Annotated in this window: 14 protein-coding genes; 7 read left to right on the forward strand and 7 right to left on the reverse strand. The window is 70.8% G+C overall.

Going from position 1 to position 19384, the window contains the following annotated elements; all coding sequences use genetic code 11:
- Positions 1-70: 70 nt before the first annotated feature.
- The 5 genes from malQ to MKD50_RS19240 are packed head-to-tail and all read right to left on the reverse strand — an operon-like array spanning position 71 to position 13600.
- A complete protein-coding gene (gene malQ, locus MKD50_RS19220) occupies positions 71-2326 on the reverse strand; it encodes a 4-alpha-glucanotransferase (RefSeq protein ID WP_252668246.1) in 2256 nt (751 codons plus the stop codon).
- The gene (gene glgX, locus MKD50_RS19225; RefSeq protein WP_252668247.1) at positions 2323-4518 is read right to left on the reverse strand and encodes a glycogen debranching protein GlgX; all 2196 of its coding nucleotides are present in this window, start codon (positions 4516-4518) and stop codon (positions 2323-2325) included. Before glgX ends, malQ begins: the two co-directional genes overlap by 4 nt.
- Positions 4515-6785, reverse strand: coding sequence for a 1,4-alpha-glucan branching protein GlgB (glgB, locus tag MKD50_RS19230; RefSeq protein WP_252668248.1), 2271 nt, complete (start codon positions 6783-6785; stop codon positions 4515-4517). Before glgB ends, glgX begins: the two co-directional genes overlap by 4 nt.
- On the reverse strand, positions 6782-10135 hold the full coding sequence (gene treS, locus MKD50_RS19235) for a maltose alpha-D-glucosyltransferase (RefSeq protein WP_252668249.1): 3354 nt from the start codon (positions 10133-10135) through the stop codon (positions 6782-6784). The genes glgB and treS overlap by 4 nt, the downstream gene beginning before the upstream one ends.
- A gap of 21 nt (positions 10136-10156) precedes the next feature.
- Entirely contained in the window at positions 10157-13600 is a 3444-nt protein-coding gene (locus tag MKD50_RS19240; protein WP_252668250.1) for a maltotransferase domain-containing protein, read from the reverse strand.
- A gap of 338 nt (positions 13601-13938) precedes the next feature.
- On the opposite strand from MKD50_RS19240, the gene MKD50_RS19245 reads away from it, so the two are divergent.
- The 3 genes from MKD50_RS19245 to MKD50_RS19255 are packed head-to-tail and all read left to right on the forward strand — an operon-like array spanning position 13939 to position 15449.
- Positions 13939-14310, forward strand: a complete 372-nt coding sequence (locus MKD50_RS19245) for a hypothetical protein (protein WP_115700913.1) — start codon at positions 13939-13941, stop codon at positions 14308-14310.
- Positions 14311-14347: 37 nt separating this feature from the next.
- Entirely contained in the window at positions 14348-14803 is a 456-nt protein-coding gene (locus MKD50_RS19250; protein WP_252668253.1) for a PA2169 family four-helix-bundle protein, read from the forward strand.
- 28 nt (positions 14804-14831) lie between these two features.
- A complete protein-coding gene (locus MKD50_RS19255; protein ID WP_115700910.1) occupies positions 14832-15449 on the forward strand; it encodes a diguanylate cyclase in 618 nt (205 codons plus the stop codon).
- Positions 15450-15552: 103 nt separating this feature from the next.
- Here MKD50_RS19255 and MKD50_RS19260 read toward each other — a convergent pair whose 3' ends face one another.
- Both MKD50_RS19260 and MKD50_RS19265 read right to left on the reverse strand, forming a co-directional pair.
- Positions 15553-15897 (reverse strand): hypothetical protein, encoded by a 345-nt coding sequence (locus MKD50_RS19260; RefSeq protein WP_115700908.1) that lies wholly within the window; start codon positions 15895-15897, stop codon positions 15553-15555.
- An 81-nt stretch (positions 15898-15978) separates the two neighbouring features.
- On the reverse strand, positions 15979-16545 hold the full coding sequence (locus tag MKD50_RS19265; RefSeq protein WP_240987527.1) for a CinA family protein: 567 nt from the start codon (positions 16543-16545) through the stop codon (positions 15979-15981).
- A gap of 325 nt (positions 16546-16870) precedes the next feature.
- On the opposite strand from MKD50_RS19265, the gene MKD50_RS19270 reads away from it, so the two are divergent.
- The 4 genes from MKD50_RS19270 to MKD50_RS19285 all read left to right on the forward strand — a co-directional run bounded on the left by MKD50_RS19270 (position 16871) and on the right by MKD50_RS19285 (position 19362).
- On the forward strand, positions 16871-18034 hold the full coding sequence (locus tag MKD50_RS19270; protein ID WP_172582378.1) for a flavodoxin family protein: 1164 nt from the start codon (positions 16871-16873) through the stop codon (positions 18032-18034).
- Positions 18035-18078: 44 nt separating this feature from the next.
- Positions 18079-18645, forward strand: coding sequence for a BON domain-containing protein (locus MKD50_RS19275; protein WP_371925376.1), 567 nt, complete (start codon positions 18079-18081; stop codon positions 18643-18645).
- 24 nt (positions 18646-18669) lie between these two features.
- Positions 18670-18945: a BON domain-containing protein gene (locus MKD50_RS19280; protein WP_252668257.1), complete on the forward strand. Its 276-nt coding sequence runs from the start codon at positions 18670-18672 to the stop codon at positions 18943-18945.
- Positions 18946-19041: 96 nt separating this feature from the next.
- On the forward strand, positions 19042-19362 hold the full coding sequence (locus MKD50_RS19285; RefSeq protein WP_172582376.1) for a hypothetical protein: 321 nt from the start codon (positions 19042-19044) through the stop codon (positions 19360-19362).
- The last annotated feature ends 22 nt before the right edge of the window (positions 19363-19384 follow it).

The raw sequence follows: 19384 nt of genomic DNA on the forward strand, positions 1-19384 counted from the left end.
GGTTGCACGATCGATGCGGACGGCAGTTCCGGACACGGCACATTGGCGGTGGCGGTGGGGCTTGTAGCCCTCATCGCGGCGGCGGCGGATGGCGTGCGCCGGGGCGGATGCCTTGCCATGCGTCGGCGCGCGCGCGCAGCGCCGGGGTGCCGAACCACGCACGCACCTCGGTATCGAGCCGGCGCTGCCAGTTGGGGTGGCCGCTGGTGGTGCCGGGCAGGTTGGGCTGCTCGGCCAGGCCGAGCAGGTCTTCCACCGGCAGCAGCCGCATCGCGGTGCGCGCCGTGCCCAGCCAGGCCAGCACCGCGTCCAGCGGGGCGTGGTCGGGCGCGGGCACGGCGCCGCTGCATAGCCCGGCATCGCACAAGGCCTGCCAGAGCGCTACGCGCTCGCGTGCGCGGCCGGCCTGCGCCTGCGCCAGGGTTTCGCCCGGCGCCAGCAGCTGCAGCCGGTCGCGCCACGCCAGGTCCTGGCCGGCCCACCAGCCGGCGACGGTGGGCAGGTCATGCGTGGTGGTGGTGGCAACGGCATCCGCGGGCCAGTCTTGCGGCGGCAGGAAGGCCGCTGGCTCGGCTTCCTGGCCGGCCGGGTCGCCGGCATCTTCGGTTGCCTCATCCTGCGCCTGGTCCTGCGCCTCGCGCTGGAACCACAGCACGTCGATACCCAGCACGCCGCGCGCCGACAGTGCCGCATTCAACTCCGGCGGCACCGTGCCGAGGTTCTCGCCGATGATGATGGCGCGATGCCGCCACGACTCCAGCGCCACCAGCCGCAGCAAGTCCTGCAGCGGATAGCGCAGGTAAGCGCCGTCGCTGGCGGGCGCGCCGGCCGGCACCAGCCACATGCGCGACAGGCCCAGCACGTGGTCGATGCGCAGTCCGCCGGCGTGCGACAGGTTGGCGCGCAGCATCTCCAGGAACGCCGCATAGCCGTGCCGGCGCAGCCCGCGCGGCGAGAACACCGCCACGCCCCAGTCCTGCCCGAGCGGGTTGTAAAGGTCGGGCGGCGCGCCGGCATGGAAGCCGGCCAGGGTTTCGGCCTGGCGCGTCCAGGCCTGGCTGCCGCCCGGGTCGGCGCCGACCGCAAGGTCGCGGATGATGCCGATGGCCATGCCGGCGTCCCGCGCCGCCTGCTGCGCCCGTGCCAGGCCATCGTCGGCCAGCCATTGCACGAAGGCGTGGAAGCCTACGTCATCGGCATGAGCCTGCGCGAAGGCGGCCACCGCGGCATCCGCCGGCGAGCGCAGCGTGACCGGCCAGCAGCGCCAGTCCGGCGCGGCCCGCTGGTTGTTGACGTTGCCGTTGCCGTTGGCATTGTCGCCGAGCCGGCGTGCCTGGATCGCCTCATAGCAGGCATGCGCATGCAGCGCCGTGCCGCCGCGCGCGCGGAAGGCGGCATACTCGTCCTGCGCCGCGCGCGGCAGCAGGGTCTCGCGCCGCTGCCATAGCCAGCGCAGGATGGCGTAGCGCAGCGGCGCCAGCGCGATCCAGTCGATCTCGCCGCGGGCGTCGAGCGCCTGCAGCGTGTCGCCCGCGTCCAGGCCGGCGATGGCGGCATCCACCGCGGCCTGGCCGAACACCGTGGCAGGGTCGGCATAGAGCGGGTTCAGGAACAGCCGGCTGGACGGTGCATACGGGCTGTAGCGCTCGGGCAGCGCGGCGAAGGGCGCATGCAGCGGGTTGATGGCAATGGCGTCGGCCCCGGTGCGGGCGGCGCTGGCACAGCCTTCAGCCAGCGCGGTCAGGTCGCCCATGCCGCAGGCCGCGCCGCGCCGCAGGCTGTAGAGCTGCACCGCCAGGCCCCACGGCGGCGAGCGCGTGCTGTCGCGGTCGCCCTTGCCACGGCCGGCATGCCGCAGCGCGTCGGCGACGCCGTAGCAGCGCCGCGGCGCCACCGCCAGCGTGGCCTGGCCATCGCCGAGGTCCAGCCGGTGGTAGCCGCAGACATCGATGGCGGGCAAGTGCATCAGCGTGGCATCGGCACCCGCGCCGCGCACCGCGGTGCCGGCGATGATCGCGCCGTCTTCCAGCGTCACCCGGTAGGCGCGCTGCGGCAGGGTATGTGGCCACGGCACCGCGACCGGCTGGCCGCGCTCCGCCGTCAGCAGCGGCGGCAGCGCATGCGCCGCGTCGTCGGCGGCCAGCCACGCGTGCGAGGCGGCGCACTGGCCGGGACTGCCGCAGGGCAGGCCCAGTCCTTCCAGCACGCGCCGCAAGGCCGCGTCGGCGACCTCGCGCGGCCGGTCCCAGGCATCGGTCCAGTGCGGCTGCAGGCCGGCGCGCAGCGCGAGCGCCTGCAGCGGCGAGGGCGCGCCAGCGCGGCTCATGCGTGGTCCTCCCGCGGTGTGGGGCCCTGCGCGGCCAGCAGCACCAGCGAGTGGGCGGCGACCGCCTGGGACGCGTGCACCTGTGCGCCAGCCAGCTTCTCGTCGCCGGCGTCGGGCCGGCTGCTGTCGAACAGCAGGGCCCATGGCAGCGCGGGCTCGGGCAACTGGAAGGTGGCATCGCTGTCGCCGGCATTGAGCAGCAGCAGGGTCACCTGCACCGCGCGCGCGTCACCGGGCGACGCTTCCGCGAGCGTACCCAGCATCGGGCGTTCCGGCTCCGGCGGGGCGGCCGCGCGCCGCAGCGCCAGCGTGCGGATCTCCGGATCGGCCCATTCCTCGGGCGTCGGGGCCTTGCCGTCGGTGTCGAACCAGGCGATGTCGGCAATGCCCGGCGCCGGTTCTTCGCGCCCATGGGCAAAGCGGTCGCCGCTCAGCGCATGGAGCCTGCGCCGCAGCGCCAGCAGCCGGCGCACCATCTGCTGCATCGGCTGCGCGCCGGGCGCCTGGGCCTGCTTCCAGTCCAGCCACGACAGCTCGTTGTCCTGGCAGTAGGCGTTGTTGTTGCCGGCCTGGCTGCGGCCCCATTCGTCGCCGGCGGTCAGCATCGGCGTGCCTTGCGCCAGCAGCAGCGTGGCCATCAGCGCCTGCGCCACGCGGTTGCGGCGCAGCAGGATGTCGGGGTCGTCGGTGGGGCCTTCGACGCTGCCGTCCGGGCTCCAGTTGGCGCTGGCGTTGTCGTCGGTGCCGTCGCGGTTGTCTTCGCCGTTGGCCTCGTTGTGCTTGGCGCTGTAGCTGACCAGGTCGGCCAGGGTGAAGCCATCGTGCGCGGTGATGAAGTTGATGCTGGCCCACGGGCGCCGGTGGCGGCGGTCGAACAGGTCGGCCGAGGCCGCCAGCCGCGCCGCCATCTCGCCGCGGTGCCCGGCGTCGCCGCGCCAGAAGCGGCGGCTGACGTCGCGGAACTTGTCGTTCCACTCGGCAAAGCCGGGCGGATGGTTGCCCAGCTGGTAGCCGCCGGGGCCCAGGTCCCAGGGCTCGGAGATCAGCTTGACGCGGCTCAGCACCGGATCCTGCATGAGCGCATCGAAGAAGCCCGAGCCCGCGTCGAAGCCATTGCCTTCGCGCCCCAGCGTGCTGCCCAGGTCGAAGCGGAAGCCGTCGACGTGGTAGCAATGCACCCAGTAGCGCAGCGAGTCCAGCACCATCTGCAGCACGCGCGGGTGCGACAGGTTGAGCGTGTTGCCGCAGCCGGTGTCGTTGATGTAGTGGCGCTCGTCGCCAGGCACCAGCCGGTAGTAGCTGGCGTTGTCGAGTCCGCGCCAGGACACCGTCGGCCCCAGCTCGTTGCCCTCGCAAGTGTGGTTGTAGACCACGTCCAGGATCACTTCGATGCCGGCGGCATGCAGGCGCCGCATCGCCACCTTGCATTCCTGCAGCTGCCCGGTGCCGAGGTAGGCCGGCTCGGGAGCGAAGAAGGACATCGTGTTGTAGCCCCAGTAGTTGCGCAGGCCGCGCTCCAGCAGGAAGCGGTCCTGCAGGATGGCGTGTACCGGCAGCAGTTCGACGGTGGTCACGCCCAGCTGCACCAGGTGGTCGATAAAGCGCGGGTCGCACAGCGCGGCGAAGGTGCCGCGCAGATTGGGCAGCACGTCGTCGCGCAGCATCGACAGGCCGCGCAGGTGGGCCTCGTAGATGACGGTGGCGGGCCAGGGCACGGCCGGCGGGCGGTCGTCGCCCCAGTGGAAGCTTTCGTCCACCACCACTGCCTTGGGCATGGTCGGCGCACTGTCGCGGCGGTCCAGCGTGAGGTCGGCGCGCGCGCTTTGCAGCCGATAGCCGAACAGCGCGTCCGACCAGCGCACCGGGCCGCTCAGCTGGCGCGCATACGGGTCCAGCAGCAGCTTGTGCGGGTTGAAGCGGTGCCCGTGGCCGGGATCGTAAGGGCCATGCGCGCGATAGCCATACAACGTGCCCAGCGCCGCGTTGGGCAGGTAGCCATGCCAGATCTCGTCGGTGCATTCCGGCAACGGCAGCCGGGCCAGTTCCTTGCGGCCGTTGGCGGAGAACAGGCACAGCTCGACGCGCGCGGCGTGCGCCGAGAACACCGCGAAGTTGACCCCCAACCCGTCCCAGTGGGCGCCCAGCGGAAACGGCTTGCCGGGCAGCAGCCGGTCAGCGAACTGGCGCGTCATGTCGCGGCGCCTTCGCTGCCGTCACCCTGGTCGAAGCGCAGCACCAGCGTGGCCAGCGGCGGCAGTGTCAGCGCCAGCGAAGCCGGCTGCCCGTGCGAAGGCACGTCGATGGCCGTCACGGCGCCGCCGTTGCCGACGTTGCTGCCGCCGTACACGTCAGCATCGGTATTCAGGCTCTCCCGCCACGTGCCGGCATAAGGCACGCCGATACGGTACCCCTGGCGCGGCACCGGCGTCATGTTGACCACCGCCAGCACCACCTCGCGGCTGTCCGCCCCCGCGCGGCGCAGCCACGCGAACACGCTGTTGTGGTTGTCGTCGCCGACCACCCACTGGAAGCCTTCGGGACTGTGATCCAGCGCATGCAGCGCCGGCAGCTCGCGGTAGAGCCGGTTCAGGTCGCGCACCAGCGTGTGCATGCCGCGGTGCATGGGCTGGTCCAGCAACGGCCAGTCGAGCTCGGCGTCGTGGTTCCATTCCTGCCACTGCGCCAGCTCGCCGCCCATGAACAGCAGCTTCTTGCCGGGATGCGTCCACATGAAGCCGTAATAGGCGCGCAGGCCGGCAAAGCGCTGCCACTCGTCGCCCGGCACCTTGCCGATCATCGAGCCCTTGCCGTGCACCACCTCGTCGTGCGACAGCGGCAGCACGAAGGCTTCGGACCAGGCGTAGACCAGCCCGAAGGTCATGTTCTGGTGGTGCCAGGCGCGGTGGACCGGCTCATGGGCCAGGTAGTGCAGGGTGTCGTGCATCCAGCCCATGTTCCATTTGAAGTCGAAGCCGAGCCCGCCGCTGGCCACGCTGGCGGTCACGCCGGGCCACGCGGTGGACTCTTCGGCGATGGTCAGCGCGCCCGGGCAGCGTTCATGGACCACCGCGTTGAGTTCGCGCAGGAAGTCCACCGCTTCGAGGTTCTCGCGGCCGCCGAAACGGTTCGGCACCCACTGGCCGGGCTCGCGGCTGTAGTCCCGGTAAAGCATGGAGGCCACCGCATCGACGCGCAGGCCGTCGGCGTGGAAGTGCTCGAGCCAGTGCAGGGCGCCGGCCAGCAGGAAGCCGCGCACTTCGTTGCGGCCCAGGTTGTAGATCAGCGTGTTCCAGTCCTGGTGGAAGCCTTCGCGCGGGTCCTGGTGCTCGTACAGCGCGGTGCCGTCGAACTGCGCCAGCCCGTGCGGATCGGTGGGGAAGTGCGCCGGCACCCAGTCCAGGATCACGCCGATGCCGGCCTGGTGGCAGCGGTCGATGAAGGCGGCAAAGGCCTGCGGCGGTCCCAGCCGCGCGGTGGGCGCGTACAGCGACAGCGGCTGGTAGCCCCACGAACCCCCGAACGGATGCTCGGTGATCGGCAGCAGCTCGATATGGGTGAAGCCCAGCTCCTGCACGTAGGGCACCAGCCGGTCGGCCAGGATGTTCCAGCCGTGCTGCGCGTCGTTGGCCGCGCGCAGCCACGACAGCACGTGGACCTCGTAGACCGACATCGGCGTGCGGTACGGGTCGCGCTGCTGGCGGCGGGCCATCCAGTCGTCATCGTGCCAGGCGAACGGGGGCGCCCCCTGGCCGGGACCGGTCACGACCGAGGCGGTGGCGGGCGGCGGCTCGGCGGCCAGCGCCAGCGGGTCTGCCTTGTCGGGCAGCTCGGTGCCGTGCGGATCGAGCAGGTCGTACTTGTAGCGGCTGCCTGGCTGCGCACCCAGCGCGGCAGGGACGAACAACTCCCAGATGCCGTTGGGATGGCGCAGCCGCATCGGATGCCGCGCCGGATGCCAGCCGTTGAAGTCGGCGATCACCGAAACCCTCCGCGCATTGGGGGCCCACACCGCGAAGCGCACGCCGTCGATGCCGTCGACGCGCTGGCATTGGGCGCCCAGGCAGGCGCCCAGCTCGAAGTGCCGGCCTTCGGCGATCAGGTGCAGGTCCAGCTCGCCCAGCAGCAGGCCGAAGGCGTAGGGGTCGGCGCTGCACTGCTCGGTGCCGTCGGACCATTGCACGCGCAGCCGGTAGGCCGCGGCGCCGTTTGCGGCCGCGCGCGGCAAGCGGGCAGCGAACACGCCGCCGCCATGCAGCCGCTCCATATCCGCCAGCGGCGCGCCGCCGGCATCGGCCAGCTGCACGGACGCCGCCCCCGGCAGGCAGGCGCGCACCAGAGTGGCGTCGCCATCCGGATGCGGCCCCAGCACGCCGAACGGATCGGGATGGCGGCCGCCCAGCAGGGCGTCGAGTTCATGGCCGGGCAGCGTGCCGACGGCGGTGCTGGCGGGAGCGCTCATGCCGGTTCTCCGGTCGGCACCAGCTTGCGCAGCAGGCGGGCCAGCCCGCTGGCCGGCAGGTCGATCCAGGCGACCCGGTTGGCGGCTTCGTATTCGACTTCATACGCCGCGCGTTCCAGCAGGAACAGGTCGAGCAGGGGCTGCAGCTGGTCGGGCGCCACCCACGGCACGGGCGCGGCCTCCATGTGCTGCCGGTAGCAGTTCAGGAAGGCCTCGTTGGCGGTTGTGCGGAAGCGCTCCAGCAGCACCGCGCGCCGTTCCGCCAGCTGCGGTGGCAGTTCGCTGTGGGTGCGTTCGCTGCAGTCGGTGCCGACCGTGGCCGCGGCATAGTCGAGCGAGCGCAGCAGCCCCGCCACGTCGCGCAGCGGCGAGGTCTTGCGCCGGCGCCAGTCCAGCGGCAGGCCCGGCTCGCCTTCGAAGTCCACCAGGTAGGTGTCGTTCTGCGCGATCAGCACCTGCCCCAGGTGGAAGTCGCCGTGGATGCGGGTCTGCAAGCTGCCAGGCGCCGCGGCGGCGAGCTGCTCGACCAGCCCGGGCAGCGCATCGCGCGCGGCCATCAGGGTTTGCACATCGGCCTCGAAGGCCGGGCTGGCGGTCTCGGTGGCGGACGGTGCCTGCAGCCTGCCCAGGGCGCGCTGCAACGCTTCCATCGCCTGCGCGGCCCAGGCGCGCGCATCGTCGTCGGTGGCGGGCAGCGGCGCGAAGGCATCGTCGTCGCTAGGGCGCGCCAGTACCGCGTGCAGCTCCGCCAGCCGGCGCCCCAGCGTGCCGGCCAGCGCGGCGTAGCCGTTCATGGCCTCGTCGAACTCGTCCTCGCTGTCCTGCGACGGCAGCGCGTCGTCGATGGCGCGGCCCAGGTAATCGAGGGTCCAGTCCCAGCCATTGCCCTGGTTCAGGATATAGCCCTGCAGCAGCATCATGGTATGCGGCACGCCGTCCGGCCCGGTGCGCACCACTTCGCCCAGCAGCGCCGCGGCGTGGGCATAGCCCTGCGCAGTCAGGTAGCGCGTCATCTCGGCTTCGGGGTGGATGCCGCCCGAGACCCGGCGCACCAGCTTGAGCACGGCGGTGTTGTTGTACGACAGCGAGCTGTTGGACTGCTCGGCCGACATGTACTCGATCGGGTCGCGCTCCAGTTCCAGCGCGGCCAGGCCGGGCTCGGCGCGGAACTGGATCAGGTCGTGCCCGGCGTGCACCTGCAGGCCGTTGCGCAGGGCGCGCACCACCTCGCGCGCGAACGGTTCGACCACGAAGCCGTCGGTGGCCAGCCCGACGCGGCTGCCCTGGCGCACGCGCGCCATCGACAGCCCGTGCGCCAGCTGCGAGACCCCGTCGGCGCTTTCGCGGTCCCACAGGATGCCCACCGGCAACTGATAGCGCTCGGTGCGTCCGGGCAGGCCCACCTCGACCTCGCCCAGGTAGATGTCCTCGCCGCCGCTGCCGCGCGCAAACGGCAGCAGGTAGGCCAGCGCGACGCGTTCGATGCGCTCGTGCTTGGCGCCGAACCAGCGGCGCCGGCCGATGTAGTGCGGCAGCACCTCGCTGGCCATCAGCCGGCGCGAGGCTTCGGTCAGCTCGGGCCGGCCCGTGTTCTGCATCACAAGGGTGATCTGGTCAGGCATTTGTTCGGGCGCCTCCACGTGCCACGACGGCGGCTGCGCCTCGTCGCTGAGCACGAACCAGTAGAAGCCATAGGGCGGCAGCGTCAGCAGGTAGGTCAGCGTGCCGATCGCCGGGAACGGCGTCGCGCCCATCATCTCCACCGGCACGCGGCCGTTGAACGCGGACAGGTCGAGCTCCACCGCCTGCGGCGCGCGCGACAGGTTGGCCACGCACAGGATGTGCTCGCCTTCGAACTCGCGCAGGTACGCCAGGATCTTGCGATTGCCGGGGAAGAGGAAGCGCAGCGTGCCGCGGCCGAAGGCGCGGTGCTTGCGCCGTAGCGCCAGCATGCGCCGCATCCAGTTCAGCAGCGAATGCGGGTCGCGCGCCTGGGCCTCGACATTGACCGCCTCGTAGCCGTACAGCGGGCCCTGCAGCGGCGGCAGCACCAGGCGCTCGGGATCGGCATGCGAGAAGCCGCCGTTGCGGTCGGGCGACCATTGCATTGGCGTGCGCACGCCGTCGCGGTCGCCCAGGTGGATGTTGTCGCCCATGCCGATCTCGTCGCCGTAGTAGATCACCGGCGTGCCCGGCATCGAGAACAGCAGGCTGTTCATCAGCTCGATACGGCGGCGGTCGCGTTCCATCAGCGGCGCCAGACGGCGGCGGATGCCCAGGTTGATGCGCGCGCGCCGGTCGGTGGCGTAGACCTCCCACAGGTAGTCGCGCTCGCTGCTGGTCACCATCTCCAGCGTCAGCTCGTCATGGTTGCGCAGGAAGATCGCCCACTGGCAGTTGGGCGGCACCTCCGGGGTCTGGCGCATGATGTCCGTGATCGGGAAGCGGTCTTCGCGCGCGATCGCCATGTACATGCGCGGCATCAGCGGGAAGTGGAACGCCATGTGGCATTCGTCGCCCTCCGGGTCGGGGCCGGTCAGGCCGAAGTACTGCTGCGCGTCCTCCGGCCACATGTTGGCTTCGGCCAGCAGCATGCGGCCGGGGAAGTGCTGGTCCAGGTGCGAGCGGATGCTGCGGATGACGGCGTGGGTCTCGGGCAGGTTCTCGTTGCTGGTGCCTTCGCGCTCGACCAGGTAGGGCACCGCGTCCAGGCGCAGGCCGTCGACCCCCATGTCGAGCCAGAAGCGCATCACCGACAGCACTTCGTTGAGCACCTGCGGGTTGTCGAAGTTCAGGTCCGGCTGGTGCGAGTAAAAGCGGTGCCAGAAATACGCGCCCGCCACCGGATCCCAGCTCCAGTTGGATTTTTCGGTATCGCAGAAGATGATGCGCGTGCCGGCGTAGGCCTGGTCATGGTCCGACCACACGTAGTAGCGGCGCGCCGCCGAGCCGGGCTTGGCCTTGCGCGCGCGCTGGAACCACGGATGCTGGTCCGAGGTGTGGTTGATCACCAGCTCGGTGATCACGCGCAGGCCGCGCGCGTGCGCCGCGGCGATAAAGCGCCGCGCGTCGGCCAGCGTGCCGTAGTCGGGGTGGACGTTGCGGTAGTCGGCGATGTCATAGCCGTCGTCGCGGCGCGGCGACGGATAGAACGGCAGGAGCCATACCGTGTCGACGCCCAGGTTGACCAGGTAGTCCAGCTTGCCGAGCAGGCCGGCGAAGTCGCCCACGCCATCGCCATTGGCGTCGAAGAAGGACTTGATGTGCAGCTGGTAGATGACCGCATCCTTGTACCACAGCGGATCGGCGTTGAGCAGTGCGGCGCTGGCGGTTTCGGTAAGGCGTTTCATCCGTGTCTCCACGTATGCCTGTCAGGCGCCGTGCGGGTCGGTCGAGACCGGCGCAGCAGGTGGGCGGGGTGAGGGACGTTCCAGCGGCTGCGCATGCCAGACCGCAAACGGCAGCTGCGCCGGGTCGAGCCGGATGCGCTGGTGCTTGCCGCGCAGCTCGAAGCGCTGGCCGCGCATCAGGTCCTGCACCGTCAGGCCGGCCTGGTCGGGCAGGCCCCATTCCCACAGCGGGATTTCGATATCGGCATCGTGCGCGGTGCGCGGGTCGAGATTGATCGCCACCAGCAGCACGTCGTCGCCAAACAGGTAATCGGTGCCCGGCACGAAGCGCGCGAACCACAGCACCGCGTCGCTGCCGGCATGGTAGAAGCGCAGTCCCAGATGGTTCTGCAGCGCGGGGTGGCCGGCACGGATCTCGTTGAGGCGCGAGATCTCGGCGACGATGTTGCCGGGCTGCTGCCAGTCGCGCACGCGCAGCTGGTATTTCTCGGAGTCCAGGTATTCCTCGCGCACCTTGCCATCGAGCACGAAGGGCGCGCTCTCGCACAGTTCGAAGCCGCTGTACATGCCCCACAGCCCGGACAGCAGCGTCGCCAGCGCCGCGCGGATCAGGAACGCGGGGCGGCCGCCGTGATGCAGGAAGTAAGGGTTGATGTCCGGCGTGTTGACGAAGAAGTGCGGCCGGAAGAAATCGCGCAGCGGACTCTGCGTCAGCTCGGTCAGGTACTCGGTCAGCTCCCACTTGGTGTTGCGCCAGGTGAAGTAGGTGTACGACTGGCTGAAGCCCAGCTTGGCCAGCCGCGCCATCATCTTGGGCCGGGTGAAGGCCTCGGCCAGGAAGATGGTGTCGGGGTGGCGCGCGCGCACGTCCGCGATCATCCATTCCCAGAACGGCAGCGGCTTGGTGTGCGGGTTGTCGACGCGGAAGATGCGGATGCCGTGGTCGGCCCAGAACATCACCACGTCGCGCAGTGCCTGCCACAGCGCGGCACCGGCCGGCGGCGCGGCGTAGAAGTCGACGTTGACGATGTCCTCGTACTTCTTGGGCGGGTTCTCGGCGTAGCGCAGCGAGCCGTCGGGCCGGTGCGCGAACCACTCCGGATGATCCCGCAGCCACGGATGGTCGGGCGAGCACTGGATTGCGAAATCCAGCGCCAGCTCAAGGCCGTTGGCCGCGGCGGCGTCGATCAGCCGGCTGAAATCCTCGAACGTGCCCAGCTCCGGATGCAGCGCATCGTGGCCGCCTTCCGCGCCACCGATGGCATAGGGGCTGCCCGGGTCGTCCGGCTCGCTGCGCAGGCTGTTGTTGCGTCCCTTGCGATGGGTGCGGCCGATCGGGTGGATCGGCGGGAAGTACAGCACGTCGAAGCCCATCGCGCGGATCGCGGGCAGACGCGCGATGACGTCGTCGAAGGTGCCATGGCGCTGCGCGTCGTTGCTTTGCGAACGCGGAAAAAGCTCGTACCAGCTGGCGAAGCGCGCGGCCAGCCGGTCGGCCTCGACCGGCATCGCCACCGGATGGCGCGACGCGAACGGGCGTCCGGCCGGGGTCTGCATCACGGCCTGCATGGCCGCGGCGGTGCGCTCGGACAGCAGCAGCTGCAGGCGCCGTTCGTCATCGCCGGCGGCGGCGGTCAGTTCGTCGACGATGGCGGACAGTTCGCTGTCGGTGCCGGCCTTCTGGCTGTCCTTCCTGCCGGACTTCCTGCCGTTGCCCGCCTTGCCGTTGGCCGCTTTTCCATTTCCCGCCGGCCGCAGCAGCGCATCGGCCACCAGCCGCGCGCCTTCCTCGGTCTCGAGCGCGACGTTGAGTCCCGCCGCGCGCTTCTTGCCGATCTCGTCGAGCCAGCTGGCGTAGGTGTCGCGCCAGGCCTCGACCGTGAATTCATGTCGGCCCAGTGCCACAAGCGGGAAGCTGCCTTCCCAGCGGTCGTTGATGCCTGGCTGCATCGGCGTCTCGCGCCAGTCGGTCTCGCCGGGCGCGCGCCACAGCACCGCGGCGGCGAGCTTGTCGTGGCCATCCATCCAGATATCGGCGCTGACCGCGACGCGCTCGCCCACCACGCGTCGAACGGCGAAGCGGCCGGCATCGCAGGCGGGCTCGACCCGTTCGATGGCGATGCGCGGCGCCTCCATGGCGGCGACCACGCTGCCCAGGCCGGTGACTGCCAGGGTTTCGTGGCCGTGCGGCGCGGTCGCGTCCGGCCGCGGCATGCCGGGCCGGCTCAGCGGCACCGGCGGCACTTCATAGAGGCGGATGTCGGCCGGCGCCAGCGTGATGCTGGACAGCGCATCGAGGCGGCTGGTGCCGTCAAGCGTGCCGCCCGGGCCGCCCGCGGCCGGCTCCAGGCGGGCGCTTGCATGCGGCATGGCACTGAGCACGCGGTCGGCGCCGAGGCTGGCCGGCTCGATCGGATCGGGATTGAGCACCACCGCCAGCGCGGGGCCCGCGTCGGGCACGGCCGGGTCATCGCGGCGAGGCGCGGCATCAGGCCCGTTGCCATGGCCGTCGGGGGTGGGCAGGCGCGCCAGCACGGTCAGCGGCGCGTCGGGGCCGCTCACCAGCCGCACCGCCAGGGCCGGCGCGGGGTCGCGCGCGGCCAGCCAGGTATTGGCTTCCAGCACTTCGTGGGTGATGTCGTAGGGCACGCCGTCATGCACGTGGCCGTCCGGCGCCAGCGGATCGCGCGCCTGCGCGCCGCCGGTCTCGAACCCCGCCGGCACCAGGATGCCGTCGCCGATCGCCGCGGCGGTCCACAGCGCGCGCCGCGCGCTGAGCGCGTCATGGCGCGCCGGCGCCAGCGCCGGCGCAGCCAGCACCCGGCCGAGGCGGCGCAGCCGCGCCATTTCCTCGGTCAGCCAGGCGCTGCGGTAGTCCCACCACGGCAGCGAGCAGAAGGCACCGTCGAAGTCGGCGGGCGCCAGCTCGTCGAGCTGTGCCGGCGTCAGCCCCGGGGTCCAGGCGAGAAAGCGCGGCGTGCCGCGCGCCGTTTCCGGCACCGCATCGCCACGCAAGGTCGCCAGCAGTGCGGCCCAGCACTGGCCCGGCACGCGTGCCGGCGCACGGCAGCAAAAGCCGGCTGCGCCGGCGGCCCACGCCAGGCGCAGCCGCGCCGCCCACCATTGCACCAGCGCCTCGGCGATCTGGCGGTCATGCCAGCGCAGGCGCGAGCCGGGGATGTGGTTGTCGGTTTCATGCGGCGCGAAAGCGGGCGCCGCGGTGTCGAGCCAGGCCGCATCGGGAAGGTCGTCGGTCCCGGCGGCGCCGTCCGCCATATAGCGGTCCAGTGAGATATCGAGCAGCGGGGCCAGACCATGCCGGGCGCACGCCGCGAGCGTGTCGTCCTCGGGCAGGTGCGGCCAGCCGCCGATCAATACGTGGTCGAACCCCAGTGCCGCCACGCGCTGCAGCGCATGCTGATCGGCTTCGGGCGTTCCGGTCAGGTCGATCTGGCAGATCCGCACATGTCCTCCCGGTGTTTCGCTCCGGCGGAGCAACAAAAATCCCGGAGCGGCGCCTTGCGGCCAGCCGCCGGGATGGCTCTGCCATGCGAAGTGCGTGCCAGCGCGCCCGCACGCGGCCACGGGCCGGTTCGCCGAGGCACCGCAAGGGCGTGCGGCGCGCGGCGCATGAGCCGATTCGGCAACGGCTTGTAAAAAATACTGGTGACCGCCGCGATGATGGAAATATCGCGCAAGGCCGCGCGGGCGCTGCCGGACGCCGCATGCCCCGGTATGGATCTTGCCCCTGTGAACCCATGCGTGCCATCGCCGGCACGGTGGCAAGCCATCTAAGGGGACCCATGGATCAGTGGCTGGAGGCGGCGCAATGGCCGGCAATGGTGGTGACGGTACTGGCGACCTGGCTGGTCGGCTCGCGTTCGATCGCGCGGCGGCGCACCGGCTTTTGGGTGTTCCTGGCCAGCAACGTGCTGTGGATTGCGTGGGGCTGGCATGGCGACGCGCATGCGCTGATCGTGCTGCAGCTGGCGCTGATCGCCATGAACCTGCGTGGCATGCGCGAGGCGCGCAAGGCGTGGCGGGCCGCATCGCAGCACGCCTTCAGCGCCGCTGGCGCCAGGCCCGGCCAGCCGCTATCCTTGGACCAGTCCGGCATGCACCGCATGTCCGGCGCCAATGCGCAACCGCCGGCAGCCGCCGGCTCCGATCGGTGACTTCACGGTCCGCCCGCGGACCAAGGGCAGGTGTGCCATGGCGAAGAAAAAAGTCCTGTTGCTCAACGCCCTGATCGCGGCCTCGCGCGAGGGCGAACTGGGCTGCCGCCGCGCCGCCACCGCCGCGGCCAACCCGCATCTCAAGTCCGTGCTCACCAGCCGCGCCAATGCGTTCGCGCAGGCCGCGCATGAGTTGCAGACGTGCCTGCTCGACCTGGGCGAGGTGCCGGAGGCATTGCCGATGCCGGCCACTGGCCCGGCCCCGGAGACGACACAAGTGATGGGCAAGCTCAGGTCAGACCGTTCCATCGTGCACGCCATCAGCAAGCGCGAGCACGCGGTGCAGCGCCGCTATGCGCGGGCGCTGCGCACGCATGTGCTGGGCTCGCGCCTGCGCGCCGTGGTGCGCAGGCAGTATCGCGGCGTGCAGGTGAACCACGAGCTGTTCCGGGTGCTGCGACAACAGTACCGCGCGCCGCAAGAGCGGCCGTAGCCCGCGTGCATCGGGCCACACCACTGCCATGCCAGCCGACCTCACTGCCTTCGAACATGCCGCCCGGCTCGTGCTGATGTACGGGCTGGTGCCGCTGTGGCTGCTGGCTGGCGTGGGGGACTGGCTCTGCCACCGGGCCACGCAGATCGAACGCAACGCCGGTGTCACCGAATCGCTGCTGCACATGCTGATGCTGGCCGAAGTGGGCCTGCCGCTGCTGCTGGTGCTGTTCGTGGAGGTCAACGCGCTGGTGATCGCGGTGGTGCTGGCGGCGCTGGTCATCCACGAGATCACCGCATGGTGGGACGTGCATTACGCCAGCAGGCGCCGCCATATCGCACCGGTCGAGCAGCACATGCACAGCCTGCTGGAAGTGCTGCCGCTGGCCGCGGCGTCGTATGTGGTGGTGTTGCACTGGGACCAGTTTCTGGCCTTGTTCGGGCGCGGCCCCGAGCCGGCGCGGATGGCGCTGGAGCTTAAGGCCCAGCCGCTGCCGCCGGCGTACCTGGCCGGCCTGCTGGTGGCGGTGGTATTGCTGGCGGGCCTCCCTTATCTCGAGGAGCTATGGCGCTGCGTGCGCTGGCGCCGCCGTGAACGCGAGGCCCTTCTGGCGCAGGCGACGCGGGCCATGCGCGGCGGCGGCTAGCCTGCCGCGACGCCCGCGGACGCGGTGACCCGTCCGGTGGCGGGTACCGTAGACCAGCAGCCGGCGCGCATGGCGCGCCGCGTGTCCAGGATCAGCCAGGCGCTTACTGCTTCGGCGCCGGATCCGGCGAATCGCCCTTGGGGCCGCTCGGCGCGTCGGCGGTCGGGGAGGCGGGCGCGCCTTGCTCGCGCGGCTTCTTGCTGCGCGCGGTGTTCGAGGTCTTGTCCGACTTGGACTTGGACTTCTTCATGGTGTCCTTGGCGCCGGGAGCGGAAGCGGAGCCCATGTCGGTAGCGGCCGGCTGGTTGCGCGAGGCCGGCGGTGAACCTTCGATCGGCGGCACGCTGGGGTTCGGCGCGTTCGGCGACGCCGGGGCTTGTTGGGCAAGGGCCGGCAGGCAGAGCGCGGTGCCGACGACCAGTGCCGTGGTAGCGAGAGTGCGTTTCATGATGGTCTCCGTTGCAAGACTACGTCGGTCGGGCCCATGGCCCTCGGGATTGCCGGCATGCCGTTTCGGCACGCCGGCGATTCATGTGCGCGGCTCGCGCTCTTGCCCGCTGCGCGTCAGTTCGTGGTAATGGCAGATGCGTGCCAGCGCCCAGTCGGCGGCGGCCTCGCGCACGGCATTGCGCGCCCCGGCAAAGCGGCGGGTCTCGGTAAATGCCGCAATACCTTCGGTATGCGATACCACGTCGCGCGCGGCATGGCCGTAGCGGCGGAACACCCACGCAAAGCATTGCGTGCCGGCAGGGATATCGCCGTCGCCGCCGCCATCGGCAACGCCGGTGTTGGCGATCGCCAGGTCCGCGCCGGTCAGTTGCATGGCGCCGCGCGCCATCGCCAGCGAGACTGCCTCGCTGGTCAGGCCATGGCGCCGGATAGTCTCGGCCGGAACGTGCAGCAGCTGTTCCTTGGCGGACGGCGAGTAGGCCACGATCGCGCAGCGCAGCACATCGCCGCAACCCGGCACCTCGGCGATGCGCGAGGCGATCAGGCCGGCGGTGCAGGATTCCGCCGTGACCACGCGCAGCCCATGGCGCAGCAGATAGCGCGCGATGCCGACGTTGTTGCTGCCGTCAGCGCCGCCGTGGCTTATCGCTCTCACTCGCATGCTCTCCATTGCGGTATCCGCAGTCGATTTCCCGCAGGGCGGCAGGTTCCGTGCCAGCAAGTGGGTAGTGCACCCGCGGCGCTGCAAGGACAGCGCGCGCCCGCTGGCTGGCAGCGGCGGGTGCAAATGCGGGGAAAAATGTACATGCAGCGCCGGACCGCGTCTGTAAAACCTGCGCGCCGCGCGCGGCGCACACCTTGCGCGGTGGTGGCGCTCATCTTGCATGTCCGGTGCGCAACTACCGGTACGGAGACCGATTAGGGTGACCCATTACGGTGACCCCTTACGGTGCCCCATTACGGAGACCGACATGCCCGAGCAGCCGCCGAAGCCGCCCATGCCACCCGCGCCCCCAGACCGTCCCGCGCACGATGCGCCGCGCGCGCCGCGCCACGCCGGCAACCCCGAGGACGTGCGCAAGGGCCAGGTAACCAGTCCGCTGCCGCGCGAAGTCTTTCGCCAGCGCTTCCTGGCGCGCTTTACCGACCCCGCCTATCGGCAGGAGGACGAAGCGCTGGACCGGCTCGAACGCATTGCCTGGGACGCCTATGCGCAAAGCCGCAAGGCGCCGCTTACGCACAAGGCCGGCGCGGGCTATGCCGACCCGGATTACGACCTCTCCGACGAATGGCGCGCCGCCAGCGAGGCGGTGCGCGTGGCGCAGCAGCGCCAGGCCGATCCCGCCACGCGCTCGCGCGTGCTGCTGGTGTGCGCGGCCTCGCGCAACGACTACACCTGTCCGGGCGAGATGTCGAAATCCTGGCGCCTGGCCGGGCGGGCGCGCGAGCGACTCGAAGCGCATGGCATCGAGGTCGACCTGCTCGACCTGAGCCACCTGACTTCCGACGCGCAATTGCATATTCATCCATGCAAGGGCTGCGTATCGACCGCGATGCCGCTGTGCCACTGGCCGTGCAGTTGCTATCCCAACCACGCGCTGGGCCAGGTCAATGACTGGATGAACGAGATCTACCCGCGCTGGGCCGCCTGCCACGGCGTGCTGATCGTCACGCCGGTGTACTGGTACCAGGCCAGCAGCCCGCTCAAGCTGATGATGGACCGGCTGGTCTGCGCCGATGGCGGCAACCCGGATCCCACCACCACGCGCGGCAAGGACGTGGCAAGGGCCAAGGCGATCGAGCTGTCGGGCTGGGACTATCCCAAGCACCTGGCCGGGCGCGCCTACGGGCTGGTGGTGCATGGCGACGTCGCCGGCATCGAAGGCGTGCGCCGCGCGCTGTCGGACTGGCTGGACTGGATGGGATTGATCGATGCCGGCGCCCAGGCGCGGCTGGACCGTTATATCGGCTACTACGAGCCTTATGCCACCAGCCACGTCGCGCTGGACCACGACACCAGCGTGCAGGGCGAAGTCGACAACGTGGCGCGCGCGCTGGCGTGCGCAGTCGATCAGCTGCGCCATGGCCAACTGCGCACCGCGGACCACGGCCTGGTACCGCCGCGGCTGAAGTAGCTCAGCGAGCCGAGGCAAGAACGGAGGCAACAACGGAGGCAATGATGGATCGCAGAGACAACTGGCGCGGCCCTCCATGGCACGAAAGTGCCGTGCCCGAGGCCGATATGCGCAGCCACTACGTGGGTGCCTATGGCGTGTACGACTATGACCAGCCCGTCGACCCCCGTGAATCTGGTGGCGGCCGCGGGATCGGGCGCAGTTCGGGGGAGTGGCGGCCACGCAATGCTGAGGCCCCGCAAGCCCGGGGCAGGACCGATCCGTACCGCCAGTTCACCGGCTACAACGAGCGCATGGATCTCTACCGTGGCGGGACGGAGCCGTGGCGGCCCGTCGGGCCGCGCAACTACCAGCGCAGCGACGAACGCATCCTGGAAGACCTGTGCGAGCAACTGACGCGCAGTGGCCGGCTGGACCTGAACGAGGTGGAGGTGCGGGTCGAGCAGGGCGTGGTGACGCTGGAGGGCAGCGTGCCGGACCGGCACCAGAAGTACCGCATCGAGGATATTGCCGACGAAGTCTTCGGCGTCAGGGACCTGGTCAACCACCTGCACGTGGCAAGGCCGGCCGCGGCCGAGGGCCATCCCGGCCACGGCATGCGCATGTACTGAGGCCGCCGCGCGGAGACCTTGCCCATGCCTGCTTCCCCGAAGACGGACACCAACCCGCGCGGCAATGCCATCGGCGCGGCCGACACGGCGCTGCAGGCCTCGCTGTGCGAGCGCTTGTGGGAGAGCGGTCTCGACGTCAGCGAGATTGCGCTGGACGTGGCGCAAGGCCGTATCACGCTGCGGGGCGCGATCGGCTGCGCCGCTGACCGCGATGCGGTCGAGGCATGCGTGCGCACGCATGCGGGCGGGCGCGCCGTCGTCAATCGGATCGAGGTCGCGCCCGATCGCACCGGCGGCTGAGTTGCGCGCTGGCACGGCTTTCGCAACCGAGCCAGTTCCGGCCATTGCCGAATGCCGCTGGCCATCACCGATGGATTAACGAGGAAGGAGACTGTCATGAGACACACCGCGATCTTTGCGCTGGCCGCGCTGCTCAGCGTGCCCGCGTGGGCCCAGACCACCACCACGCGTCCAGGCGCCGACACGCGCGCGCCGGGCACATCGGCCTCGGATGTCATGCCGGGCCAGGGCGACACGCGCCGCGCCACTCCCGCCACGCCGGCCACACCCGCGACGCCGGGCGGCCCGGGCTCCCGCGCCACACCGGCAACGCCTGCCACGCCGGCCACCCCCGCCGTCAACGAGGGGCCGCAATCACCGCAACGGTATGACTATCCGGCTTCGGAACCGAAGGCGCCGAAGAGCCGCAAATATTGAGGCAAGGAGCGGCCGGGCCGTG

Origin of the sequence: Cupriavidus mimosae (assembly GCF_023952485.1) — a bacterium.
Lineage (GTDB): Bacteria > Pseudomonadota > Gammaproteobacteria > Burkholderiales > Burkholderiaceae > Cupriavidus > Cupriavidus taiwanensis_C.